We start from the raw sequence: 24,893 nt of genomic DNA, 5'->3' as shown, positions 1-24,893 counted from the left end.
ACACCGCCGGGGCGCGTCCGCGCGGCCGGTGACTGTCGGTAGGCTTTGCGCACATGAGCACGCCTCGCCCCGTCCTCGTGGTGGACTTCGGAGCCCAGTACGCCCAGCTCATCGCGCGCCGTGTCCGCGAGGCGAAGGTCTACTCGGAGATCGTCCCGCATTCCATGCCGGTGTCCGAGATGCTGGCCAGGAACCCCGCCGCGATCATCCTGTCCGGTGGCCCGTCCAGCGTCTACGCGCCGGGCGCCCCGCAGATCGACGCCGGCATGTTCGAGACCGGCGTACCGGTCTTCGGCATCTGCTACGGCTTCCAGGCCATGGCCCAGGCGCTCGGCGGCACCGTCGCGCGCACCGGCAACCGCGAGTACGGCGGCACCCCGCTGCGCCCGCGCCTGACGGAGCCCGGCGTGCTGCTGCGCGACCTCCCGGCCGACATGCCGGTCTGGATGAGCCACGGCGACTGCGTCACCGAGGCCCCGGAGGGCTTCACCGTCACCGCCGAGTCGGCGGGCGCCCCGGTCGCCGCGTTCGAGGACGTGGCCGGCCGCCGAGCCGGCGTGCAGTTCCACCCGGAGGTCGGGCACACCGCGCACGGCCAGGAGATGCTCACCCGCTTCCTGTACGACATCGCCGGCATCGAACCGACCTGGACGCCGTCGAACATCATCGACGAGCAGGTCGCCCGGATCCGCGAGCAGGTGGGCGACAAGGAGGTCATCTGCGGCCTCTCCGGTGGAGTCGACTCGGCGGTCGCCGCGGCGCTCGTGCACCGCGCCGTGGGCGACCAGCTCACCTGCGTGTTCGTGGACCACGGCCTGCTGCGGGCCGGTGAGGCCGAGCAGGTCGAGAAGGACTACGTGGCGGCCACCGGCATCAAGCTCAAGGTGGTCGACGCCCGGGAACGGTTCCTCGGCGCGCTCGCCGGGGTGACCGACCCGGAGCAGAAGCGCAAGATCATCGGCCGGGAGTTCATCCGCGTCTTCGAGGCCGCCGCCCGGGAGATCGCCGCGCACGGCGACGTGGAATACCTGGTGCAGGGCACGCTCTACCCGGACGTGGTGGAGTCCGGCGGCGGCACCGGCACCGCCAACATCAAGAGCCACCACAACGTCGGCGGCCTGCCCGAGGACCTGAAGTTCTCCCTGGTCGAGCCGCTGCGCACGCTGTTCAAGGACGAGGTCCGCACGATCGGCCTGGAGCTGGGGCTGCCCGAGGCGATGGTGTGGCGGCACCCGTTCCCCGGCCCGGGCCTGGCCATCCGGATCATCGGCGCGGTCGACGAGGAGCGCCTCGCCGTGCTCCGCAAGGCCGACCTGATCGCCCGGCAGGAGCTGACCGCGGCCGGCCTGGACCGGGGCGTCTGGCAGTTCCCGGTGGTGCTGCTGGCCGACGTGCGCAGCGTCGGGGTGCAGGGCGACGGGCGCACCTACGGTCACCCGGTGGTGCTGCGCCCGGTCTCCAGCGAGGACGCGATGACCGCCGACTGGTCCCGGCTGCCCTACGACGTGGTGGCCCGGATCTCCACCCGGATCACCAACGAGGTCGCCGAGGTCAACCGCGTGGTCCTGGACGTGACGAGCAAGCCGCCGGGCACCATCGAGTGGGAGTGACGCCGCTCAGGCCGCGGGCGGCGCGCCGGCGTCCGGACGGGTCGCCTGCGCTCCGGCGTCCGGCCCGGCCGGCGTCCGCGGCGGGGCCGGCGTAGCCGGCGGGACCCACGGGCCGGGCGTCGTCGGCGGGACCGGCGGCCAGCCCGGCGCGGTGCCCGGCGGATGCGGCCAGGCGGGCGCGCCGTCCGGCTCCTCGGGCATCAGGAACCACATGATCGGGTACGCGAGCGCGGCGACGCCGCCGGTGAGCAGCGTGGCGGTCGCGAAGATCACCCGGATCAGCGTGGGGTCGGCGGCGAAGTAACGGCCGAGGCCGCTCGCCACACCGGCGATCATGCGGTCGCTGACCGGCCGGCGGAGCTGCTTGTACGGAGCCTGGGAGGGGTTCGGAGAGGTCATGTGTCAACGGTCCCGCGCGCCGCGACGGTCGACCTCGGTGACCGCCCGGACACTTACCCTGACCCATCCCTGAGGCGCCAGCCAAGAGTCAGGAATCTGACTCTTTTCGATCTCGGTAACCCGGTCCGGGGAGAATTTGCTCCCGTGACCACCTCGCTGGAGCCGCTCCGCAGGATCGCGGCATACGCAGTTTGTGCTGATTCAAACGGCCGAGTGTTGCTGGTCCGCGCATCGGAGCGCTCCGGCACCCCCGGCACCTGGTCGCTCCCCGGAGGAGCTGTCGACCACGGTGAGGACCCCAAACACACAGTCGTACGGGAGACCGCGGCCGAGACCGGGCTCTCGGTGGCGGTCGCCGGCCTCCAGGACGTGCTCGCCGACATGCGGGCGCTGCCGGAGCGGCGCATCACGATCCACACCGACCGGCTGCTCTACACCGTGTCGGTCCGCGGCGGGACGCTCACCGAGCGGGTCGACCGCCCGACCGACCTGGCCCGCTGGTTCACCCTCGACGAGGCCCGGGAGCTGCCGCTGCGGTCGTTCACCGCGCGTGCCCTGGGCCTGCCCACCTCCACCGACGACATCGTGCCGGAGGAGGTACCCGAGTTCCCCTCGTTCTATGCCGTCCCCGGCCCGGACGGGCTGCACCGGGCGCAGCGCTTCGCCGCGTACGCGGTGGTGACCGACCCGGAGGAGCGCGTGCTGCTGACCCGGGTCTCCGACGGCTACCCCGGCGCCGGCTGCTGGCACCTGCCCGGCGGCGGCACCGACTACGGCGAGCAGCCGGGCGCGGCGCTGATCCGGGAACTGGTCGAGGAGACCGGCCAGACCGGCCGTCTCGTCGAGCTGCTCGGGGTGGCCAGCCACCGGGACGCCGCCTCGCTCGGCCCGGAGGGCTACCCGATCGACTGGCACGGCGTACGCGCCTTCTACCGGGTGGTCGTCGACCAGCCCGCGCCGCCCACCGTGGCCGACGTCGGCGGCTCCACCTGCGAGGCCCGCTGGTTCCGCCGGGAGGAACTCGGTGCCCTCCCCACCGACCGTCTCACCGAGGTGACAGCCGAAGCAGTCCAGGCCGCCCACCTCCTCTGACCCCACCCCGTGACCCCACCCCGGTGCGCCCACCCCGTCGATCATGAAGTTAACGGCGCGAAATGCCCGCCTCGATGCCGCTAACCTCATGATCGACGGAGCGGGGCGCGGGGAGTGCGCGGGGGCGCGCGGGCGGGGGAGGGTGCTGTGGAGCAGCGGCGGCGGGTCGGGGCCTACGGGATGCTGCGGGACTCCGAGGGGCGGGTGTTGCTCGCGCGCGGCGCGGCGCGGTGCCCGTACCCGGGGGTGTGGCAGTTGCCCGGCGGCGGCGTCGAGCACGCGGAGCACCCGGCCGACACCGTGGTACGCGAGTTCGCCGAGGAGACCGGGCTGACCGTGGCGCCCGGCGCGATCCGGGCCGCCGTCGCCGACGTGGCCGCGTTCCGCGCCGAGGACGTCGCGATGCACACCGACCGGTTGATCTTCGAGGTCGAGGCGCGGGGCGGGCGGCTGCGACCCGAACCGGCCGGTGGTACCGACGAGGTGGGCTGGTTCACCCCGGAGGAGGCCGCCGGCCTCCCGCTGATGGTGTTCACCGCCGAGCTGCTCGGCCTGCCGGTGTCCCCGCTGCCGGCCGACATGCCCCGGGGCCTGCCCGCCGAACCGGCCGGTCCGGCCGCCGACCGCCGGCAGCGCTTCGCCGCGTACGGGCTGGTCACGGATCCCGCCGACCGGGTGCTGCTCACCATGATCGCCGACGGTTATCCGGGCGCGGGCCGCTGGCACCTGCCCGGGGGTGGCACCGACCACGGCGAGCAGCCCGCCGCCGGGCTGCTGCGTGAGCTGGTCGAGGAGGCCGGGCAGCTGGGCCGGGTGGTCGACCTGATCGCCGTGGACAACCTGCACAACCCGGCCGCGCTCGGTCCGGAGGGCCGCCCGCTGGACTGGCACGGCGTCCGGGTGATCTACCGGGTACGCGTGGACGCGCCGACCGACGCGGTGGTGACGGAGCTGGCGGGAGGCTCGACCGCACGGGCCGCCTGGTTCGCCCCGGAACAGGTCACGGCCCTGTCGATGACCGACGTCGCCGTTCGGGCCACCGGGCAGCGGGTGACCTGAATCGCTCGCCGAGCCGCCCTGGGTGACCTCCGGTACAGTCGGAAGTACGGCTGACCGACGAAAACGGGCGTTGCGGCCCGAGATGGGAATGAGTGGGCGGTTCGCGCGGTTAAGGGAGATATAAGTACCGCCGGCAGCTATCGCCAAGCCCCTGTCCCCTGTGCAATGGTGTACTCCGCAAAAGGGCTGCCGGACCCGAAAGGTCCGGCACGAGACAGCCGGACACCCGCCCCGCAATGGGCGGCCAGCCGATCCGGTGATGGAGGAAACGTGCCGAGAGCCCCATGGCGCCGGCGTCGTACGACTGACAGTCCGCGCCCCGCAGGGCGTCGCTGGGCGGGCAGGTTGCGCCGCAGCAGTACGTTCGCCCGCCAGGTGCTGCTGGTCCGGGTGGGCCGCCGGGACGGCGCGACCGTCTCGGGGACCGACCTGGTCACCCCCGACCACCGTTACGCCGACCGCCAGCGCCTGCGCTACGGCCGGCTCGACACCGACATCGAGGCGGTACGCCCGGTCAGCCCGGCGCTCGCGCCGGCCGCCCCGGTCGACGACGAGTCCCCGGCGATGTCGATCCCGCTTCTGCCGGGTGAGCGCACCGCCGCCCGCCGGGCCAAGTTCGCGCTCGTCAACGCGTGCACGCTGAGCAGCCTCATGCTCGGCATGCTGGCCATCTTCCTGGCCATGCGCGGTGACGTGCAGATCGCCGCGATCTTCCTGATCGCGTGCGTCGCGTTCGACGGCCTCGACGGCGCGCTGGCCCGCAAGCTCGGCGTGGCCAGCCCGTTCGGCGCGCAGATGGACTCGCTCGCCGACATGTGCTCGTTCGGCCTCGCCGCACCGGTCGTGGTCTACGCCTCGCTCGCCGGTTCGGCGCCCCCGGCGGCCGCCGCGGTGTCCTGCGCGCTCGTCGCCGCGTGCGCGGCGGTCCGGCTCGCCCGGTTCAACGTCTCGCCGAAGGACGGCCGCTTCTTCTGCGGCGTGCCGACCACCATGGCGGCAGCGGTGCTCGCACTGACCGTGGCCATCGGCGTGCCGGTCCCCGGCCTGGTCATGGTGGCCGCCGTGGCGCTGCTCGCCTTCGCCATGGTGTCCAGCTTCCCGTACGCGAAGCTCGCCCGGCTGCTGAAGCTGCCGCCGTGGCTCTGGCTGGCTCCGGTGGTCGGCGCGCTCGTCGACATCCGGCTCACGTTCGCCCTCGTGGTGGTGGGCTACCTGGTCAGCGGGCCGCTGCTCTGGCTGCACCAGCGCCGTACCGCCTGACCCGAGAACGACAGACAAAAAGGGGCGCCGCGAGAGCGGCGCCCCTTTTCTTCGTGTCCTGCGCTCAGCGCCAGCGGGCGATCACAGTCGCGCCGCCGACCACCTTGTCGCCCGGACCGACGAGCGGGTCCGCGGCGTCGGCCGGCAGGTAGACGTCGGTACGCGAGCCGAACCGGATCAGGCCGAAGCGCTCGCCCCGGGCCAGCAGCGACCCGACGGGTGCCCGCTGCACGATCCGGCGGGCGATCAGCCCGGTGCGCTGCGCCACCACCACGGTGCCGTGGTCGGTGTCCAGCACCGTGTACGCGGCCACGTTGTGCTCGGCGTCCGGCTTCATGGCGTTGACGAACCCGCCGTCGGCGACGAAGTAGTCCACCACCTTGCCGGCCACCGGAGCGCGGTTGACGTGCACGTCCAGCACCGAGAGGAAGACCGCGATCCGCAGCCACTCGCCGTCACCGAAGCGCTCGTCCTGGAGGCGCTGCACGGACAGCACCTGACCGTCCGCCGAGGCGACGACTGCCGACGGGTCCTCCGGCACGTCCCGCTCCGGGTCCCGGAAGAACGCGGCCACCGGAGCGGCGGCCAGCGCCGGCAGCAGCCAGAGCTTCGACTTCGGCCGCGTGGCCCGGGCCAGGGCGGCCAGGCCGAGCGTGATGCCGGCCGCGGCCACCCCGTTCGAGTCGATGTGCATGCCCCGGGTCAGCGGCACGCTCGACGGCCGGTACGCCGGGGACAGCGAGGCCGCGAGCGCGACCGGCGCCGCGGTGAAACGCAGGTGGTGCACGCGTACCGGCGGGGTGTTGCGCAGCACCAGGTCGGTGCGCACGCCGTGCAGCACGCCCTGCCGGTCCAGCTCGCCGTCGGCGCCCTCGGTGCGGAACAGCGGCGCGGCGACGCTCAGCACCCCGCCCTCGGCGAGGTATTTCGCCAGCCCGTCGATCGCGGCGCGCGCCTCGTCCGCGGTGCCGGTGAACGGCTCGGCGACGACCACCACTGCGGCGGCGGCGTCCGCCTCGGCGAGGGTGTCGACCACGCGTACCCGGTCGTCGACCCATCGGCCCTGCGCGGTGACGTGTTCGCGCAGCGCCGCCGCCGAAGCGCCCTCCGCCGGCACCACAGTGAGCCGGTCGCCTGGGAGCAGCGCCTCGATCGCGGAGGCCAGCACCGCGGACTCCGGGGTCGCGCCGACGAGCAGGCCGGCCTTCGGGTCGTTACGCCGGGCGAACTCGCTGACGAGCGTGCGGGCGGCGCGCTCGCCGATGCGGACCGCACCGGAGGGACCGGTGACGCGCACGGCGGGGGACTGGGTCATGTCGGACGGGCTCCTGACGAGATAGCGAACGGACGGGGCGGCTCCGGCGACCCGACCGGCGGCTCCGCCCTGTCGGGGGCGCGGGCCGGCCGGCGGAGGCGAGATCTCCGCCGACCAGCATAGGCCGCGTCCGAAGGGCTCCGCAGTGGCGCGGTCAGGCCGGATCCCCCGGCGTACGGCGCTGCGGAGCCGTCTCGTCGGCCGGTGGATCGAGCGGCGGCAGTTCGCGGGTGGCCGGCTCCGAGGAATCGGTGGTGGCCGCGGTGGCCCACTCGTCGGCGCCGTCGGGCGTCTCCGCGCCGGCACCCGTCTCCGCGCCGGGGGCCGTCTCCGCGCCGACGGCCGGGGAGCCGTACGGCGCCGCGACCGTGACCTCCGGCGCGGACTGCGGCCCGGGCTGCTCCGGGGCGCGGCCCGAGCGCAGCGCGCCGATCAGCCCGAGCAGGCCGATCAGCACCAGCCCGCCGGCCAGGAACCAGCCGACCGGGGGCACGGAGAGGCCGAGGATCCGGGCCAGCAGCCACCAGACGGACAGGCCGAGGAAGACGAGTCCGAAAGCGAACGACACGATGTCGGTACGGTGTGCCTTCACCGGGTCACCTCCAGCTTGCCGGCGTTCACGTGGACGTAGAGGCGCAGCTTGCCGCCACCGGGACCGTCGGCGCCCGGGTCGGTGGTCTCCCACTGACGACCGCCGAGCCCGCCGCTGCGCCGGCCGAAGACCGTGGCGTCGCCGGCGTTCACGTCGGCCACCGTGGTCACGTCGACGTTCGGCGGTACGACCACAGTCGCGTTGCCGAGGTTGACGTCGACAGTCACCTGGACGTCCTGCTTGTCGAAGTCGATCCCGCGCAGGTCGAGCGTCGCGTCGCCGAGGTTGTTCTCGTACCGGTCGGCCAGGTCGCGCAGGTCGGTCGGCGCCCAGGTGACGTTGCCGTCGATGCCGCGTACCCGGTCGTAGGACTCGGCGACGGTGGCGATGCCGAGCGCCGCCGCTGTCACCAGGCCCAGGGCGATCAGCCAGCGCGCCCGGCCGAACCAGGTGCCGACGAGCAGGCCGAGGCCGATGGTCGCGAGCACCGCGGCGAAGTAGCCGGCGGCGCCGACCGGGAAGACGTCGAGCAGGTCGAGCATGGCCACCACGCCGAGCGCCAGGAAGATCAGCGAGAACGTGATCGCGCCGAGCGGCGAGCGCTCCTTGGGCCGCTTCGGCGGTCGCGGCGGCCGGACCGGTGGCGGGACGGGCGGCGATCCGGCGTAGGGGCCGTGCGGGGCGAACGGCGGCCGGTACCCGCCGGGCGGCAGCGGTGCGCCCACCGGCGCGGGCGGCGGCACGGCGGCCGGCTCGTCCAGCCGGGCGCCCGCGTCCCGTGCGCCCGGCCAGGCCGGGCCGGCGCCGTAGGCCGGCCAGGTGGCGGTGTCGGCGACCGGGCCGGTCACCTGCTGCATCGCGACTGTCGGCTCGGACGGGCCCGGCCGGGTGCCGGCCGCGGCGGGCCAGCCCGGCGCCGGCAGCGTCGGGTAGCCGGTCGCGGGCCCGGGGTGGCCCGGCTCGCGCTCGGCGTCGGACGTCGCCGGGCGCTCCAGCTCGGACGGCGACACCGGCGGGTAGCCGGGCTCCGACGGCGACACCGGCGGGTAGCCCGGCTCGGACGCAGAGGCCGGCGGGTAGCCGGGCTCGGACCCGGGCGCCGGGGGAAAACCCGGCTCGGGCCGGCCGGGCGGCGGGTAGCCGGGCTCGGCGGGCAGTCCGCTGGACGGAACCGCCCCGGGGTGTGCCGGTCCGGCGGGTGTGCCGGTCCACTGTGCCGCGGGGGGAGCCGCGGTCCACGTACCCGGCGCCGGGGCCGATGGTGCGGGCCAGGCCACCGGTGGCACCGGGCCCGGCGAGGGACCGTGCGGGGGCACCGGCTGAGCCGGCCGCTGCGCCGGGCCACGCTGCTCGCGGTTGAGCAGGAGCGCTCCGCCGATCAGGATCACCGCACCGAGCAGGATCGCCCGGAACCCGTCGGTGACGACGTAGGCGAAGCCGAGCGCCACCACGATGCCGAGCACGATCACCGTGATCGGGGACATGCTGGACCGGCCCCGGCCGAGCATGGCCTCCACGGGTGAGGCGGTGTCGCCCTCGCCGGGGATGATCAGCCAGCCGGCGACGTACACGATGATCCCGATGCCGCCGAAGAAGCCGAGCACGGCCAGCAGCACGCGCCACAGCACCGGGTCGGTGTTCGTGGCCCGGCCGATGGCGGCGCACACCCCGGCCAGGTAGCGGCCCTCGCGGGGGCGTACCAGGCCGTACCGGGTGGTGAAGCCCGCGGCGCCGGGCGGTGGGGCGTACCCACCGGGTGGTGGACCGCCGAACGGCGTGCCGCCGGGCGGCGGGGGCGCCTGGTCGGTGGTGGGCGCCGGTCCCGGCGGGGGCGGCGGCGGGGCGTCCTGTGCTGCCGCCCAGGGGCGGGGCGGACGGGCAGCGTCCTCGTTCATGCCTTCGATACTGCTGCCCCGGCCGCCCGAGCAGCCTCCGGACCCGACCCTGACCCCACCCTGAGATCCGCCGCCGGTGAAACTCCGGGGCGTCCCCGTGGTCCGGGGTGTCGCCGCCGTGTGACGATCTGAGCGTCGGCGCCGCCGGCGCGTCCGCCTCGACCTGGGAGTCTCCGATCAGCAGCACCCCCGCCCCGCACGCCCCGCGCCTCTACCGGGCAACCGACCACCGGCTGGCCGCCGGGGTGGCCGCGGGCATCGCCGAGCACCTGGGCATCCCGGTGCTGCGGGTACGCGTGGCGTTCATGGTGCTGCTCGGGCTGAGCGGTCTCGGTCTGTTGCTCTACGCCGCCTTCTGGGCGGTGGTCCCGCCCCGCCCCGGCGACACCGCCGTCCCGCCCCGCCGCGACCTCGCCCAGTTGCTGCCGTTCGTGGTGATCGGGCTCGGCGTGCTGCTGCTGCAGGTGGTCGCGTTCAACTCGGTGGGCGCGGCCGGCACCGCCGGCTGGCTGGTGGCGATCATCGCGGTCGGCGCGGGCGTCATCTGGCACCAGTCCGGCCCGGAGCGCCGCCGGCAGTGGGGCGACTCGGCGGTGCCCTGGCTCGGCGCGGTGGTGGAGGAGAGCGACAGGCGCGCGTTCGTGCTGCGCTTCATCGGCGGCGGCGTGCTCGTCGCGGTCGGCATCATCGGCGTGGCGGCCGTCTACTCGCCGGCGCAGAACGTCGACGCGGTGCTCAACGGCGTGATCTTCGCGTTGGTCGGGCTGGCCGGCGTGGGTGTGGTCACCGGTCCGGTGCTCTGGCGCACCTGGAACCAGCTCCGCTCCGAGCGGGAGGGCCGCATCCGGGAGCAGGAGCGCGCCGAACTGGCCGCGATGGTGCACGACCAGGTGCTGCACACGCTGGCGCTGATCCAGCGCAACGCCAGCGACGTCAAGACGGTGCAGCGGCTGGCCCGCGGTCAGGAGCGCTCGCTGCGCAACTGGCTCTACAAGCCGACCGCCTCGCCCACCGAGCGCTTCGCGGCCGCTCTGGAGCAGGCCGCCGCCGAGGTGGAGGACACGTTCGCCATCACGGTCGAGGTGGTGGTGGTCGGCGACCGGGAGACCGACGAGCGGGTGGGCGCGATCGTGGCCGCCGCCCGGGAGGCCCTGGTCAACGCGGCCCGGCACGCCGGTGTGCAGACCGTGTCGCTGTACGCCGAGGTGGAGCCGGAGCAGGTGAGCGTATTCGTCCGGGACCGGGGCAAGGGCTTCGACCCGGATACGGTGGAGAATCACCGGCACGGCGTCCGGGGCTCGATCATCGGACGGATGAAGCGGCACGGCGGCCGGGCGGAGATCCGGTCCGAGCCGGGGGAAGGGACCGAGGTCCGGCTGATCCTGCCGATCAGCGGCTCCGGCTCCACGGCGGAAAGGGACAAGTGACATGTCCGAGCAGGAACCGGTCGAGGGTACGGCGCCCCGCGGGCCGCTGCGGGTGTTCCTCGTCGACGACCACGCGATGTTCCGGGCCGGCGTCCGCGCCGAACTGGGGGCGCGGGTGGAGGTCGTCGGCGAGGCCAGCTCGGTGGCCGAGGCGGTGACCCGGATCGCGGCCACCGCGCCGGACGTGGTGCTGCTCGACGTGCACATGCCCGACGGCGGCGGTCGCGCGGTGCTGGAGGCGATGCGGCGCACCCACCCGCAGGTGCGGTTCCTGGCACTGAGCGTCTCCGACGCCGCCGAGGACGTGATCGGCCTGATCCGCGCCGGCGCGCGGGGGTACGTCACGAAGACGATCTCCCCGGAGGAGCTGACCGACGCGATCCGGCGGGTGGCCGACGGCGACGCGGTGTTCAGCCCACGGCTGGCCGGGTTCGTGCTCGACGCCTTCGCCTCCCGGCCGGACGCGCCGGTGGCCGACCCCGAGCTGGACCAGCTCACCAACCGCGAGCGCGAGGTGCTGCGGCTGCTCGCCCGGGGGTACGCGTACAAGGAGATCGCCAAGGAGTTGTACATCTCGATCAAGACGGTCGAGACGCACGTCTCCAACGTGCTGCGCAAGCTCCAGATGTCGAACCGGTACGAGCTGTCCCGCTGGGCCGCCGACCGCCGGCTGGTCTAGGAGTCCACGCCCGCCCTCGGGGGCGGGGCCTCGACGGCCTCGTACCCCAGGGGCCCTGTTGGTGTCCGCTCAGTCGGCATGGCATCATCCGGACGGACAAAAAACGCCGCAGTCGTGCGCCCGTGAGAGACGCCGAGGCCGGCGCGGCGAACGTCACAGCCCCGCGTGCCGCAGGGACGTCTGTCGACCCCTCTGTGCCCGTCTTGCCTGTTCAGGGCCCTATCGTCCGTACGCTTTGTGATCTTTTCTCAAGTATCGGCAACGTGGCGACCAACTAACGGCTTGATAACGGCACCTTCACGGAAAGGGCCGGTTGGTGTCACAGTGGCAGCACCTCACCCCCCGGTGTGAGGCATCTCGTCGGGCCTGCCGACCACGTGACGTCGTCTTTTGCGCCGCCGCGTGGCCGCCGACCCTGCGCGGTGCCTCGTCCAGGGTGTGGCGCCCGGCGGATCGGTACCCCTGGGGTGTCCCGAATTCCTCTGCGGTAAACCGGCGTCCTGCGGCTCGGGTCGCCGGTGGTGTCACCCCCAAAGACGTGCGTGAAACTCACGACGGAACCAGGTTAGAAAGAGGAGGCCCCTCGGAATGAGAGTCTCGAAGCGGGCGAGCGGCGCGCTCGCGGTGGGCGCGGCATTCGCGCTCGTCGCGTCCGGCTGCTCCAGCGGGAACAACGACGGTGGCGACGCCGGCGCTAGCAAGGACGGCGCGATCGTCATCGACGGTACCCAGCCGGAGAACCCCCTGGTTCCGGCGAACACCACCGAGACCGGTGGCGGCGCGATCATCGACTGGCTGTGGAGCGGTCTGGTCGAGTACCCCAACAACGGTGGGGCGCCGCAGAACCTGCTCGCCGAGTCGATCGAGACGAGCGACTCGAAGGTCTTCAAGATCAAGATCAAGCAGAACACCAAGTTCCACGACGGCACCACCGTCAAGGCCGAGAGCTTCGTCAAGGCCTGGAACTGGGCGGCGTACGGCCCGAACGGCGCGCAGAACGCCTCCTTCTTCGCCGACATCCAGGGCTTCGACGAGGTCTACACCGAGGACCCGGACGGCCCGGACGGCCCGCAGAAGGCCCCGGAGCCGAAGGCCAAGGAGATGTCCGGCCTGAAGGTTGTCGACGACTGGAACTTCGAGGTCACGCTCACCGCGCCGACCGCCGTGTTCCCGACCAAGCTCGGCTACAGCGCCTTCGTGCCGCTGCCGGACGCGTTCTTCTCGTCCACCCCGGCGGACTTCGGCAAGAAGCCGATCGGTAACGGCCCGGTGAGCCTCGTCTCCTGGCAGGACGACGTCGAGATCAAGCTGACCCGCTTCGACGACTACAGCCTGCGCGACAAGATGAAGGTCAAGGACGTCACCGTCAAGATCTACCAGGACGACACGGCGGCGTACAACGACCTGCTCGCCGGCAACCTGGACTTCCAGCAGCAGGTTCCGGTCTCCGCGCTGGCCGGTGACAAGTGGAAGACGGACCTGACCGACCGGGCCATGGCCTCGACCACCCCGTCGACCGGCATCATCGCCTTCCCGATCTACGACAAGCGCTTCCAGAACCCGAAGCTGCGCAAGGCGATCTCGCTGTCCATCGACCGGCAGTCGATCACCGACAAGATCTTCTTCGGTACCCGTAAGCCGGCCGACAGCTGGGCCAACCCGCTGACCCCGGGCGCCGAGCCGGGCAACTGCACCGCCTGCAAGTTCGACGTGGCCCAGGCCAAGCAGCTCCTCCAGGAGGCCGGTGGCTTCCAGGGCAAGCTGACCCTGTCGTACAACGCGGACGCCAGCCACAAGGAGTGGATGGAGGCCGTCGCGCAGCAGATCAAGACCAACCTGAACATCGACGCGGTTGCCGTCGGCGTGCCGACCTTCGCGGTCTTCCGCGCCAACATCAACGCCTACAAGATGACCGGCGCGTACCGGGCCGGCTGGCAGCAGGACTACCCGGACGTGGAGAACTGGATCAACCCGCTCTACGTCACCGGTGGTTCCTCGAACGACGGCAAGTACAGCAACCCGCAGGTGGACGCCCTCGCCAAGGAGGCCACCGCGGCCCCCAGCATCGAGGAGGCCCACAAGAAGTTCGCTGAGGCCGTCAAGCTGATCGACCAGGACGTCCCGTCGATGCCGATCTACTTCGGTGGCCAGCAGTCCGGCCACTCGGAGAAGATCAAGAAGCTGGAGCTGACCAACGTCGGCGAGCTCGACATCACCTCGGTCGAGCTCTGATCCGAACGGTCTGACCCCGGGTCGGGCTCGCCTACCGGTGAGCCCGACCCGGGGCCGTTCCGCGAGGGGGTGTACAACGAACCCCTCGCACGTTGTCGCCGCCGCGCCGGCTCACCCGGCGCTCCCTGTCTGGAGGACCACCCCATGGGCCGTTATCTCTTGAGACGGCTGCTGCAACTCGTGCCGGTGTTCATCGGCACGACGTTCCTGATCTACTGGCTCGTCTGGTCCGTGCCCGGTGACCCCTTCGCCGGCAAGTGCGGCGACCGCGGTTGCCCCCCGAACTACCGGGCCATGATGACCGAGAAGTACAACCTCGACGAGTCGATCTGGGTGCAGTACGCCAGCTACATGAAGAACCTTCTCCAGGGTGACTTCGGTATCACGTTCGGCGGTCGCGAGATCAGCGACATCATCGCCACGTCGTACCCGAACACCCTGAAGCTGGCGGTGGTGGCCCTCGCCATCGAGGCCGTGATCGGTCTCGGCGCGGGCATCCTGACCGGTCTGCGGCGCAACGGCTTCCTGGACAACCTGGTCCTGGTCTCCACCCTCTTCCTGATCGCCCTGCCGGTCTTCGTCATCGGCTTCGTGCTGCAGTGGCTGCTGGGCGTCAAGTGGGGCATCATCAACCCGACCGTGTCCAACGAAATGCGGTTCAGTGAACTGATCGTGCCGGGCTTCGTGCTCGGAAGCGCATCGATGGCGTACATCGCCCGGGTGGCGCGTACGAGCATCGCCGAGAACCGGCGTGCCGACTACGTCCGCACCGCGATCGCCAAGGGCCTCCCGATGCGCCGCGTGGTCGGCGTGCACCTGCTGCGCAACTCGCTCATCCCGGTGGTCACGCTGCTCGGCACCGACCTCGGCGCCCTGATGGGTGGCGCGATCGTGACCGAGGGCATCTTCGGCATCAACGGCATCGGCCGGCAGGTGCTCCGCTCGATTGTCACGAAGGAGAGCGCTACCGTTGTCGGCATCGTCGTGGTGCTGGTGGTCGTCTATCTCGTGATGAACCTGGTGGTCGACCTGCTCTACGCCGCCCTCGACCCGAGGATCCGCTATGAGTGACCGCCGCAGCGAACGAATCGTCCCAGCAGTCTGCGCGGGCAACCACGCCCGCGCCGAGCGCAACGAGGTGCGGGCATGAGTGACCCGAATACCGCGTCGATCGTGACGACGCCGCCCGCGACCATGCCCACCCAGGCCGGTTCGGGCGCTCCCACAAACGCCGGCCTGCCGGAGAGCGCGAAGCAGCAGAAGCCGCGTGGTCTGCTCGGCGACGCCTGGATCGACCTGCGCCGCAAGCCCCTGTTCTGGATCTCGGCGACGATCATCGTGGTGTTCCTGGTGATGGCGGCCTTCCCCTGGCTGTTCACCTCCGGCGACGCGGTAAACGGCACGCTGGAGCGCAGCCGGGTCGAGCCGTCCTCCTCCGCCTGGTTCGGCTACGACGTGCAGGGCCGCGACGTCTACGCCCGGGTCATCTACGGCGCCCGCGCCTCGATCGTCGTCGCTGTGGTCTCCACCGTCCTGACGCTGCTCGTCGGCGGCACGATGGGCATCATCGCCGGCTACCGCGGCGGCTGGGTGGACGCGCTGCTGTCCCGCATCGCGGACATCTTCTTCGGCCTGCCGTTCGTGCTCGGCGCGATCGTCATCCTGACCACGTTCAACGGGTCCGGCACCGACAACGGCGAGTGGACGATCATGGGGCTGGTCATCCTGTCCCTGAGCGTGCTGAGCTGGCCGGTCGTGATGCGGCTGATGCGCTCCTCGGTGCTCGCCACCAAGGAGGCCGACTACATCGTGGCGGCCCGCGCGCTCGGCGCCGGCACCGGCCGGATCATCCTCAAGCACCTGCTGCCGAACTGCCTGGCCCCGCTGCTGGTCTACGGCACGATCATGGTCGGTTCGTTCATCGGCGCGGAGGCCACGCTCTCGTTCCTGGGCATCGGCCTGAAGAGCCCGGTTGTCTCCTGGGGCATCATGATCAGCGAGGCGCAGAACTACATCCGGGTCTCGCCGTTCCTGCTGTTCTTCCCCGCCGCGTTCCTCGTCGCCGCTGTGCTGAGCTTCGTCATGCTCGGCGAGGCGGTCCGCGAGGCCCTCGACCCGAAGCTCCGATAGGGGAACTGAGTTGTCCGACATTCTCGTGTCCGAGCAGTCCGCCCCGGGCGCCGACGGATCCGGCCGCCCCTCGGGCCGCCTGCTCGAGGTCGACGACCTTCGGGTTGAGTTCCGCACCCGGGACGGCGTCGCCAAGGTCATCAACGGAGTCACGTACCACGTCGACGCGGGGGAGACCCTCGCCGTGCTCGGCGAGTCCGGCTCCGGCAAGAGCGTCACCGCGCAGACCATCATGGGCATCCTGGACACCCCGCCCGGCTTCGTCACCGGCGGCCAGGTCCGCTTCCACGGCAAGGACATGCTCACCATGTCCCCCGAGCAGCGGCGGCGGATCCGGGGCGAGGGCATCGCCATGATCTTCCAGGACTCGCTCTCGGCCCTCAACCCGGTTTTCACTGTCGGTTTCCAGATCGCCGAGCAGTTCCGCGTCCGGCGCGGCATGAGCCGCTCCGACGCGAAGAAGCGCGCGATCGAGATGCTCGACCAGGTGAAGATCCCCAACGCCAAGGGCCGGTTCAGCAACTACCCGCACCAGTTCTCCGGCGGTATGCGGCAGCGCGCCATGATCGCCATGTCGCTGGCGCTGGACCCCGAGGTGCTGATCGCCGACGAGCCGACCACCGCGCTGGACGTGACCGTGCAGGCCCAGATCATGGACCTGCTCGGCGAGCTGCAGCGGGAACGGCAGATGGGCATGATCCTGATCACCCACGACCTCGGCGTGGTTGCCGACGTCGCGGACCGGATCGCGGTCATGTACGCGGGCCGGATCGTCGAGGAAGCCGACGTCTACGACCTGTACCGCAAGCCGGCACACCCGTACACGCTCGGCCTGCTCAACTCGATCCCGCGGATGGACGAGAAGGGGCAGGAGCTCCGGACCATCAAGGGCCTCCCGCCGAACCTGATGAACATCCCGCCGGGCTGCGCGTTCAACCCGCGCTGCCCGATGGCGCAGCCGGTGTGCCGGGAGAAGGTCCCGCCGCTGCTGCAACTGGGCAACGGCCGGGCCAGCGCCTGCCACTTCGCCGAGGAACTGGTGAACCGTGACTGAGAACATCATCGAGGTTCGTGACCTGGTCAAGCACTACCCCGTGACCCGGGGTGTGGTGTTCAAGAAGACCATCGGCCAGGTCAAGGCGGTCGACGGCGTCTCCTTCGAACTCAAGGCCGGCGAGACGCTCGGCGTGGTCGGCGAGTCCGGCTGCGGCAAGTCGACGCTCGCCCGTGTGCTGATGAACCTGGAGAAGCCGACCGGCGGCCAGGTGCTCTACAAGGGCCAGGACATCTCCAAGCTCTCCGGTGGCGCGCTGCGGCGGCTGCGCCGGCAGATCCAGCTGGTGATGCAGGACCCGTACACCTCGCTGAACCCCCGGATGACCGTCGGTGACCTGATCGGCGAGCCGTTCGAGATCCACCCCGAGGTGGCTCCGCGCGGCAGCCGGCGCAGCAAGGTCAAGGAGCTGCTCGACCTGGTCGGCCTCAACCCGGAGCACATCAACCGGTACCCGCACCAGTTCTCCGGCGGTCAGCGGCAGCGCATCGGCATCGCCCGGGCGCTGGCGCTGCGGCCCGAGGTGATCGTCTGCGACGAGCCGGTGTCGGCCCTGGACGTCTCGATCCAGGCCCAGGTGATGAACCTGCTGGAAAAGCTCCAGGCCGAGTTCGGGCTGTCGTACGTCTTCATCGCGCACGACCTGTCGGTGGTGCGGCACCTCTCCGACCGGGTCGCCGTGATGTACCTGGGCAAGATGGTGGAGATCGGCACCGAGGACGAGATCTACGAGCGGCCGACCCACCCGTACACCCAGGCGCTGCTGTCGGCGGTGCCGGTGCCGGACCCGACCGTGCGGCAGAGCAAGGCGATCATCCGGCTCCAGGGCGACGTCCCCTCGCCGGTCAGCCCGCCCTCGGGCTGCCGGTTCCGGACCCGCTGCTGGAAGGCGCAGGACATCTGCGCCCAGGAGGTGCCGCTGCTCCAGATCCGGCCGGGCTCGGACCACCCGAGCGCCTGCCACTTCGCGGAGAAGCGGGAGATCGTCGTCACCCACGAGGTGGCCTGATCCAACCGAACCGCCTGCCGGTGTCGATCACGACACCGGCAGGCGGTTCGTCGTCTCCGTGGGCGTCACCGCGTCTCCGCCGGCGTCACAGCGGGCCGCGGCCGGCGCGCAGCAGCAGGAGCGCGAGCTGGGTGCCGTCCGCGCCGAGCTCGGCCCGGAACCGCTCCAGGATCTCCCGCTCGCGGGAGAGCACCAGCCGGGTGCCGCCGGATGCCATGCGGGTCGCGCCGACCTCCTGGGAGAGCGCTGCCCGCTCCTGCCAGAGCGCGACGAGGGTGCGGTCGATCTCGTCGATCCGCCGCCGGATCTCGCCGATCCGCTCCGCCGCCGCCGCGTCGTCGGTGCCGGTCCGGGCGGCCGCGGCCCCGGTCGGGTCGCCGGCCGGCCGGTCGTGCGGCGCCAGGCTGCCGCTGGACTCCACCACGTCAGTCATCATCGTCGTCCCTCTCGGGGCTCGGGCCCGGTACCCGGATCCCGGAACGAAAACGCCCCGGGCTCTGGGGAGCCCGGGGCGTTTCGTAGGTCTGTGATCAGGCGCGACCCACGGCTGCCGGACTCCCGGTGCCGTAGTAAAAGTAGAAGCGCTGATCGAACACGTCGTCGAGTATGCCGACCACCTGGGCGGGCGCGCAAGAAGACGCACCAACAGGTGAGACGTGACGCGTGCGCCGAGCGGCGGCGCGGGCGGGGAAGTGTCCGCCCGGCGGCATAGACTCGGGCTGCGATGCATCCTCTCTTCGACATCCCCGCGTCCCCGCCCGCGCCGGAGTCCCGGCCGACCCCGCCGCGCCGTCCCGGGGGCGCCGGGTCGGACCCGGGCGCCCTCCTCGACGGCCTGAACGGCCCCCAACGGGACGCGGTGACACACGCCGGCTCCCCGCTGCTGATCGTGGCCGGCGCCGGGTCCGGCAAGACCCGGGTGCTGACCAACCGGATCGCCTACCTGCTCGCCGCCCGCGACGTGCACCCCGGCGAGATCATCGCGATCACGTTCACCAACAAGGCCGCCGGCGAGATGAAGGAGCGGGTGGCCGCGCTGGTCGGCCCGCGCGCCCGGCTCATGTGGGTCTCGACGTTCCACTCCGCCTGCGTACGCATCCTGCGTGCCGAGCACGAGCACGCCGGCCTGAAGTCGACGTTCTCGATCTACGACGCGGACGACTCGCGCCGGTTGATGCAGATGGTCGCCCGCGAGCTGGACCTGGACCCGAAGCGTTACCCGGCCCGGGGCCTGGCGGCCCAGGTGTCGAACCTGAAGAACGAGCTGGTCGACCCGGAGGAGTTCGCCGGCCGGGCCAAGGGGCCGAACGAGCGGGCGCTGGCCGAGGCGTACACGCTCTACCAGCGGCGGCTGCGCGAGGCGCACGCGCTGGACTTCGACGACCTGATCATGACGACGGTGCACCTGCTCCAGTCGCACCCGCACGTGGCGGAGAGCTACCGACGCCGGTTCCGGCACGTGCTGGTGGACGAATACCAGGACACCAACCACGCCCAGTACGTGCTGATCAAGGAGCTGGTCTCCGGGACCGAGGGGATCCCGCCGGCCGAGCTGTGCGTGGTCGGTGACGCCGACCAGTCGATCTACGCGTTCCGCGGCGCGACCATCCGCAACATCCTGGAGTTCGAGCGGGACTTCAGCGACGCCCGCACGATCCTGCTGGAGCAGAACTACCGCTCGACCCAGACCATCCTCAACGCGGCCAACGCGGTGATCGACCGCAACACCTCCCGGAAACCGAAGCGGCTGTGGAGCGACGCCGGGTCCGGCGAGCAGATCGTCGGGTACGTCGCCGACACCGAGCACGCCGAGGCCGACTGGGTGGCCCGGGAGATCGACCGGCTGGTCGACGACGGCGAGACCCGCCCGGGTGACGTGGCGGTGTTCTACCGCACCAACGCCATGTCCCGGGTGTTCGAGGAGGTGTTCATCCGGGTCGGCCTGCCCTACAAGGTGGTCGGCGGGGTGCGCTTCTACGAGCGCAAGGAGGTCCGCGACGCGCTCGCGTACCTGCGCGCGGTGGTGAACGACGACGACACGGTCAGCCTGCGCCGCGTGCTCAACACCCCGCGCCGGGGCATCGGCGAGCGCGCCGAGGCGTGCGTGGAGGCGCTGGCCGCGCGGGACCGCATCTCCTTCGGCGCCGCGCTGCGCCGAGCCAAGGACGCGCCCGGCATCTCCACCCGCGCGGCGAACGGCATCGCCGAGTTCGTCGCGCTGCTCGACGCGGCACGGGAGCTGGCCGACACCGGCACGCCGGAGGAGGTACTGGAGGCGGTGCTGACCCGCTCCGGCTACCTGGCCGAGCTGGAGGAGAGCCTCGACCCGCAGGACGCCGGCCGGGTGGACAACCTCCAGGAACTGGTGAGCGTCGCGCGGGAGTACACCGAGCGGATCGAGGCGCTCGGCGCCGACGACGAGCGGGCCACGCTCGCCGGTTTCCTGGAGCAGGTGGCGCTCGTCGCCGACGCCGACCAGATCCCGTCCGACGACCCGGACCATCAAGGTGTCGTCACGCTGATGACGCTGCACACGGCCAAGGGCCTGGAGTTCCCGGTGGTGTTCCTGACCGGCCTGGAGGACGGCGTCTTCCCGCACCTGCGCTCGCTCGGCGACACGCGTGAGCTGGAGGAGGAACGGCGGCTGGCGTACGTCGGCATCACCCGGGCCCGCCAGCGTCTCTACCTGTCCCGTGCGGTGACCCGGTCGGCGTGGGGCGCGCCCGCCTACAACCCGCCGTCGCGGTTCCTGGAGGAGCTGCCGCCGGAGCTGGTCCGCTGGGAGCGCACCGAGGGGTCGTACACCTCGTGGGGCGGCGGAGGCGGCGGCGTCGGCGGCCGGGCGGACCGGCTGGGCCGCGGCGGCTTCGCCGGTGGCACGCCCAAGGCGACCGAGCTGGCGAAGCGGCTGGGCGTGGACGCCAGCCGCCTGGCCACCGCCAGCGAGCTGAAGCAGGCCCCGAAGGTCTCGGTGGGCGACCGGGTCAACCACCAGCGGTACGGCCTGGGCCGGGTGCTGGCGGTGGAGGGTGCCGGGCCGGGAGCCCGGGCCCAGATCGACTTCGGCGACCAGACCATGTGGCTGGTGCTGCGGCACGCCCCGATCGACAAGCTCTGAGCGTCGGGCGGTCCTGACCGCCCTCACTCAACCCCGGACGTCACCGATCGCGTCTCACCCTGCATCCGCTCGTGGACGCGAGCCGGATGCGACCTGGAGGTGGCGTGAGTCGCGACGAGGACGACGAACAGTTCCGGCTGTTCGTCCAAGGACAGTGGGGAAGGCTGGTCCGAACCGCCTACCTGCTGACCGGCGACCGGGGGACAGCCGAGGACCTGGTCCAGTCGGCGCTGGAGAAGACCCATCGGCGCTGGGGGAGGGTGCTGCGCAGGGACGCGCCCGAGGTCTACGTACGCCGGGCGATGGTCAACACGGCCATCTCCTGGCGGCGTCGGCGGCGGCCCCTGGAGGTGCCGCTGCTGACCTCCGACAGCGCGCCGGTGCCTGATGCGTACGCGCAGGTGGAGGAGCGGCGGCTGCTGCTCGCCGCGCTGCGCCGGTTGCCGCCCAGAACCCAGGCCGTTCTGGTGCTGCGCTACTTCGAGGACCTCAGCGAGGCGGACACCGCCCGGGTTCTCGGCTGCTCCGTCGGCTCGGTGAAGAGCCAGGCGTCGCGCGGGCTGGCCCGGCTGCGGGTCGAGTTCGCCCCGCCCGCCCCTGCGTCCCCGGTACGGCTTCAGGAGGACCCGGCATGACCGAGAACTTCGCCCGCTCGACGCTCGGTCCCGCGCTGGGCCAGGCCGCGCACGGTGTCGGCGTACCCGAGGACCCGTGGCCGGGGTTCGCCCGGCGCGAGCGACGGCACCGGCGCAACCGGCTGATCCGGACGGCTGTGGCAGCGGTCGTGGCCGCGCTCGCCGGGGTCCAGGCCAACGTGGTGCCCCTCCCGGGCTGGGCGCCCGGCATCGCGGTCGCCGCCGCCCCGGCGGCGCTGCTCGACGCGCCGCCCCGGGGCGCGCTCGCCGGCGATCGGGCCTGGCTGGACACGCTACGGGAGCGGATCAGCGCCGGTCCGGCGACGGGGGTGCCCACCGCGCTGGGCGGCTCGAAGACGGACGGCTTCTGGAAGGTCGGGGATCGCGACCGGATCCGTCTGCTCTACGGCAGTGACCGACCGGGCCGCCGGGTCGCACTGGTGGCGGTGCCGCTGCGGTTCGGCCTGCTCACCAAGGAGGCGCTGGTCTGGTACGCGGGCCCGGCCGGGGCCGACGCCGGGCAGATGCGCTACGCCGGTCACAGCGAGGCCGTCGACGACCCGGTCATGACTCTGATGCAGGCCGGTCCGGACGGGGGCGCAGTCGCGGTCGTCGTCGGGCCTGCGGGCTCCACTGTGACGATCAGTGGCGACCCCCGGTACACGCCGAGGGGAACGCTGGAGTACGAGGACATCGCGCGGGCGGACGGCAGCGGGGTCGGCTTCGCCGTCCTGCCTCCCGGGCCGCTGCGGCACGAACCCGTCGTCCGGGTCAGCGGCGACAGCCGTGTGATCTTCCAGGGCGGCCTGGGCGGCGGCCCGTACGCCGGGATCGACCCGACCGCGCGGGAGATGGACGTCCTGCTCACCGCCGCCCGGCGGGACTCCCGAGGTACGCCGCTGGCCGACGCCGACCTGCGCGACGTCGTCGGATGGGCACTCCTTGACAGTCGCCTCCCGGCGGCCGGGACGACGGTGCGGGTCCGGTGGTCGGGTAGCGAGGGCGGCCGGCCCGCCGCGCTGCTCACCGTGCAGCCCGCGGGCGGCGGGGTGATCGCGTACGCGATGCACGGCGACCACCGCACCGGCTGGGGGGTCGACCTGCGGCTGCTGCTGCCGGCCGAGGGCACCGACCGGCGGCCGATCGGCTGGCGGATCCGGGCCGAACACGGCACCCGTCCGCCCACCGACCAGGTGCGGGTGATCGCCCCGCCGGACGCGGCCCGGGTCACGGTCACGGTCGGCGGCGCACCTCCGGTCGCCGTCGCGCTCGACGCGTCGAACGCGGGCACCACCCGGGTGCCGCCGGACCAGCCGGCCACCCTCACCGCGTACGCCACCGACGGCAGCGTCCTCGGCGCCACTCCGGTGCCGCCGGTCGAGGCCGACATGTCGGGCCTGCCCGGCGACAGCCCGGCCACCCGGGTGACCCCCTGACGAACCGCAGGCGTGGCCGAGCCGGAGACGGCTCGGCCACGCCGGTGGATCGCCCGCGTCAGCAGGCCACGTTGATGCCCCGGGCACGCAGGAACGGCGCCGGGTCGATCTGGCTCCACATCGCGCCCTGGTGCACCTCGAAGTGCAGGTGCGGGCCGGTGGAGTCGCCGGTGGAGCCTTCGTACCCGATGACCTGACCGGCCTTGACCTTGTCACCTACGCCGACGGCGAGCCGGCTCTGGTGGGCGTAGTGGGTCAGGTAGCCGTTGTGGTGGTCGATGAAGACCGAGATGCCGTAGCCGTCGCCCACGTCACCGGCCTTGACCACGGTGCCCGCGGCGGCGGCGTGGATCGGCGTGCCGGCCGGCATGGCGAAGTCGATACCGGCGTGCTGGGTGCCCCAGCGGGGCCCGTAGCAGGACGTGATGTCGGCGCCCTTCATCGGGATGACCCAGGTCGGCTTCTTCGCCGCTGTCTTCTTCTTGGGCTTCGGCTTGGGTTTCGCGGTCGCCGTCTTCTTCGGTGCCGGGCTGCTCGCGCTCGCGCTCGGGCTCGGCGAAGGGCTGGCCGGTACGGCGGACGGGCTGAGCGGCTCACGGGCCGAGCGGTCGGCGCGGGCGGCGTCGTCGGCGCGGGCCGCTGCGCCGAGGTCGACGGCGGCCGGCGTGGGGCCGGACGGGGCGGTGGTGACGGCCACGCCACCGATGCCGAGGCCGAGCAGGGCCACCGCGCCGGTGACCACGTAAACGGTGCGCCGGGCGCGGCGCGGACGCCGGTGCCGGGCGGGAGCGTTGTCCGGGGTGGGGCTGCTGTGCTGCACGGGATCCTTCACGGTTTCGAGGGGCACGTGACCTCGAAATACTGGTGTCGGTGCAGCTCGCAGCGGGTATCGGGGGTACGGACGCGGTGGTCCGCAGCGCCACCACACGTCCGGTTTCGGACCGGCCAGCCGGTTCGGCCGAAGAGACGATCATCTGTCGTTGTGGTACCGCTCACATCGGCAGGTGTGACGTGGCAGACATCGGCACAGACGAAACCGCCCGGACCGTGCGGTCCGGGCGGTGACGGGGCGTACGGAGCGTCAGGACGCGGCTACGTCGCTGTAAACTTCCTCGACTTCGAGCTGAATGTCCACCCCGCGGTCCTTGAGGAACGCCACCGGGTCCTGCGGCTGGCCCTTGACATGGATCTCCAGGTGCAGGTGGGAGCCGTAGGAGTGGCCGGTGTTGCCGACCAGGCCGAGCTGGTCGCCGGCCTTCACCTCCTGCCCCTCCTTGACCGTCACGGCGGAGGAGTGGCCGTAGATGGCCTCGCTGCCGTCGGCGTGCTTGACGATGACGGCGTAGCCGTAGCCGCCGAACCAGCCGGCCTTGGTGACAGTGCCGGCGTGGACCGCCTTGTAGGGCGTGCCCTCCGGGGCGACCAGGTCGATGCCGGTGTGCAGCTTGCCCCAGCGCATGCCGTACGGGGACTTGAAGTCGTAGCCGTGCAGCGGCAGGAGCCACGGGTCCTGCTCGGCGGCCCTGCTGTCGGAGCGGTCGGACCGGGAGGCGGTGTCCGCGCTCTTGCCACGGTCGGCGGCGTCCTGGCTGGCGACCGAGGCCTGCCGGAGCTCGTCGAGGACCGACGGGTTGACGCTCTTGGCGTCGGGGAGGGCGTTCGCGCCGATGGCGACGATGCCGGCGCCGACGAACGCGGTGGTGACCACCGCGGCGTAGCGGCTCCGCGGGGGGGTGGGTACGCGGCGGCGGCCCCGATAGCGATCGGGCTCAGACGACAGGCGCTGGCGCACGCACACCCTCCGTTGTCGGGGATCCGATGCGACTCCGGACCGTTCGGTGAAGCTCGGTCGAACCTCCGGTGTCGCGTCGTCACCCGTCCGTAGACCTGATGACAACCGTGGACACGTTAGCCAACCGCCACTCCTGTCACAAGCCGAAGCGCCGAACTG

Annotated in this window: 21 protein-coding genes; 14 read left to right on the top strand and 7 right to left on the bottom strand. The window is 72.2% G+C overall.

Features of this window, described 5'->3' with window-relative positions; translation table 11 throughout:
- The first annotated feature begins 53 nt into the window (after positions 1-53).
- A complete protein-coding gene (guaA, locus tag GA0070562_RS23835; protein WP_091426220.1) occupies positions 54-1,610 on the top strand; it encodes a glutamine-hydrolyzing GMP synthase in 1,557 nt (518 codons plus the stop codon).
- Positions 1,611-1,616: 6 nt separating this feature from the next.
- Here the strand turns inward: guaA and GA0070562_RS23830 are convergent, their stop codons facing one another.
- Positions 1,617-2,009: a PspC domain-containing protein gene (locus tag GA0070562_RS23830; RefSeq protein ID WP_091426219.1), complete on the bottom strand. Its 393-nt coding sequence runs from the start codon at positions 2,007-2,009 to the stop codon at positions 1,617-1,619.
- 144 nt (positions 2,010-2,153) lie between these two features.
- On the opposite strand from GA0070562_RS23830, the gene GA0070562_RS23825 reads away from it, so the two are divergent.
- From GA0070562_RS23825 to GA0070562_RS23815, 3 genes are all read left to right on the top strand, one after another.
- The gene (locus tag GA0070562_RS23825) at positions 2,154-3,101 is read left to right on the top strand and encodes an NUDIX domain-containing protein (protein WP_091426217.1); all 948 of its coding nucleotides are present in this window, start codon (positions 2,154-2,156) and stop codon (positions 3,099-3,101) included.
- 180 nt (positions 3,102-3,281) lie between these two features.
- Positions 3,282-4,160, top strand: coding sequence for an NUDIX domain-containing protein (locus tag GA0070562_RS23820; RefSeq protein ID WP_393351862.1), 879 nt, complete (start codon positions 3,282-3,284; stop codon positions 4,158-4,160).
- A 345-nt stretch (positions 4,161-4,505) separates the two neighbouring features.
- Positions 4,506-5,420 (top strand): CDP-alcohol phosphatidyltransferase family protein, encoded by a 915-nt coding sequence (locus GA0070562_RS23815; RefSeq protein ID WP_091426213.1) that lies wholly within the window; start codon positions 4,506-4,508, stop codon positions 5,418-5,420.
- Between the two features lie 64 nt (positions 5,421-5,484).
- On the opposite strand, the gene GA0070562_RS23810 is transcribed toward GA0070562_RS23815, so the two are convergent.
- The 3 genes from GA0070562_RS23810 to GA0070562_RS23800 all read right to left on the bottom strand — a co-directional run bounded on the left by GA0070562_RS23810 (position 5,485) and on the right by GA0070562_RS23800 (position 9,222).
- On the bottom strand, positions 5,485-6,735 hold the full coding sequence (locus GA0070562_RS23810) for a phosphatidylserine decarboxylase (protein WP_091426211.1): 1,251 nt from the start codon (positions 6,733-6,735) through the stop codon (positions 5,485-5,487).
- 154 nt (positions 6,736-6,889) lie between these two features.
- Positions 6,890-7,327, bottom strand: coding sequence for a hypothetical protein (locus tag GA0070562_RS23805; protein WP_091426209.1), 438 nt, complete (start codon positions 7,325-7,327; stop codon positions 6,890-6,892).
- Positions 7,324-9,222 (bottom strand): PspC domain-containing protein, encoded by a 1,899-nt coding sequence (locus tag GA0070562_RS23800; protein ID WP_091426208.1) that lies wholly within the window; start codon positions 9,220-9,222, stop codon positions 7,324-7,326. Before GA0070562_RS23800 ends, GA0070562_RS23805 begins: the two co-directional genes overlap by 4 nt.
- 176 nt (positions 9,223-9,398) lie before the next feature.
- Between GA0070562_RS23800 and GA0070562_RS23795 the strand changes: the two genes are divergently transcribed.
- The 7 genes from GA0070562_RS23795 to GA0070562_RS23765 all read left to right on the top strand — a co-directional run bounded on the left by GA0070562_RS23795 (position 9,399) and on the right by GA0070562_RS23765 (position 17,753).
- Complete coding sequence (locus GA0070562_RS23795; RefSeq protein ID WP_091426733.1) at positions 9,399-10,649, top strand: ATP-binding protein; 1,251 nt, start codon at positions 9,399-9,401, stop codon at positions 10,647-10,649.
- Position 10,650: 1 nt separating this feature from the next.
- Positions 10,651-11,328 (top strand): response regulator, encoded by a 678-nt coding sequence (locus GA0070562_RS23790; protein ID WP_030501521.1) that lies wholly within the window; start codon positions 10,651-10,653, stop codon positions 11,326-11,328.
- 588 nt (positions 11,329-11,916) lie between these two features.
- Positions 11,917-13,560, top strand: coding sequence for a peptide ABC transporter substrate-binding protein (locus tag GA0070562_RS23785; RefSeq protein ID WP_091426206.1), 1,644 nt, complete (start codon positions 11,917-11,919; stop codon positions 13,558-13,560).
- A gap of 144 nt (positions 13,561-13,704) precedes the next feature.
- Positions 13,705-14,631 (top strand): ABC transporter permease, encoded by a 927-nt coding sequence (locus GA0070562_RS23780; protein WP_091426204.1) that lies wholly within the window; start codon positions 13,705-13,707, stop codon positions 14,629-14,631.
- A 75-nt stretch (positions 14,632-14,706) separates the two neighbouring features.
- Positions 14,707-15,690 (top strand): ABC transporter permease, encoded by a 984-nt coding sequence (locus GA0070562_RS23775; protein ID WP_091426202.1) that lies wholly within the window; start codon positions 14,707-14,709, stop codon positions 15,688-15,690.
- Between the two features lie 25 nt (positions 15,691-15,715).
- Positions 15,716-16,744 (top strand): ABC transporter ATP-binding protein, encoded by a 1,029-nt coding sequence (locus GA0070562_RS23770; protein ID WP_091426199.1) that lies wholly within the window; start codon positions 15,716-15,718, stop codon positions 16,742-16,744.
- The gene (locus GA0070562_RS23765) at positions 16,737-17,753 is read left to right on the top strand and encodes an ABC transporter ATP-binding protein (protein ID WP_091426196.1); all 1,017 of its coding nucleotides are present in this window, start codon (positions 16,737-16,739) and stop codon (positions 17,751-17,753) included. The genes GA0070562_RS23770 and GA0070562_RS23765 overlap by 8 nt, the downstream gene beginning before the upstream one ends.
- Before the next feature lie 85 nt (positions 17,754-17,838).
- On the opposite strand, the gene GA0070562_RS23760 is transcribed toward GA0070562_RS23765, so the two are convergent.
- On the bottom strand, positions 17,839-18,189 hold the full coding sequence (locus GA0070562_RS23760) for a chorismate mutase (RefSeq protein ID WP_091426193.1): 351 nt from the start codon (positions 18,187-18,189) through the stop codon (positions 17,839-17,841).
- A gap of 288 nt (positions 18,190-18,477) precedes the next feature.
- Here GA0070562_RS23760 and pcrA point away from each other — a divergent pair, with 288 nt between their 5' ends.
- The 3 genes from pcrA to GA0070562_RS23745 all read left to right on the top strand — a co-directional run bounded on the left by pcrA (position 18,478) and on the right by GA0070562_RS23745 (position 22,942).
- Positions 18,478-20,871: a DNA helicase PcrA gene (pcrA, locus tag GA0070562_RS23755; RefSeq protein WP_091426190.1), complete on the top strand. Its 2,394-nt coding sequence runs from the start codon at positions 18,478-18,480 to the stop codon at positions 20,869-20,871.
- Between the two features lie 104 nt (positions 20,872-20,975).
- Positions 20,976-21,506, top strand: coding sequence for a SigE family RNA polymerase sigma factor (locus tag GA0070562_RS23750; protein ID WP_225853305.1), 531 nt, complete (start codon positions 20,976-20,978; stop codon positions 21,504-21,506).
- Positions 21,503-22,942, top strand: a complete 1,440-nt coding sequence (locus GA0070562_RS23745) for a hypothetical protein (protein ID WP_091426188.1) — start codon at positions 21,503-21,505, stop codon at positions 22,940-22,942. Before GA0070562_RS23750 ends, GA0070562_RS23745 begins: the two co-directional genes overlap by 4 nt.
- Positions 22,943-23,000: 58 nt before the next feature.
- On the opposite strand, the gene GA0070562_RS23740 is transcribed toward GA0070562_RS23745, so the two are convergent.
- Together GA0070562_RS23740 and GA0070562_RS23735 are read right to left on the bottom strand one after the other, a co-directional pair.
- Positions 23,001-23,762: a M23 family metallopeptidase gene (locus GA0070562_RS23740; protein WP_393351632.1), complete on the bottom strand. Its 762-nt coding sequence runs from the start codon at positions 23,760-23,762 to the stop codon at positions 23,001-23,003.
- Between the two features lie 261 nt (positions 23,763-24,023).
- The gene (locus tag GA0070562_RS23735; protein WP_091426181.1) at positions 24,024-24,734 is read right to left on the bottom strand and encodes a M23 family metallopeptidase; all 711 of its coding nucleotides are present in this window, start codon (positions 24,732-24,734) and stop codon (positions 24,024-24,026) included.
- Positions 24,735-24,893: the final 159 nt, after the last annotated feature.

Origin of the sequence: Micromonospora tulbaghiae, assembly GCF_900091605.1 — a bacterium.
GTDB classification, from domain to species: Bacteria; Actinomycetota; Actinomycetes; order Mycobacteriales; family Micromonosporaceae; genus Micromonospora; species Micromonospora tulbaghiae.
This window is presented reverse-complemented; position numbering and strand designations above follow the sequence as displayed.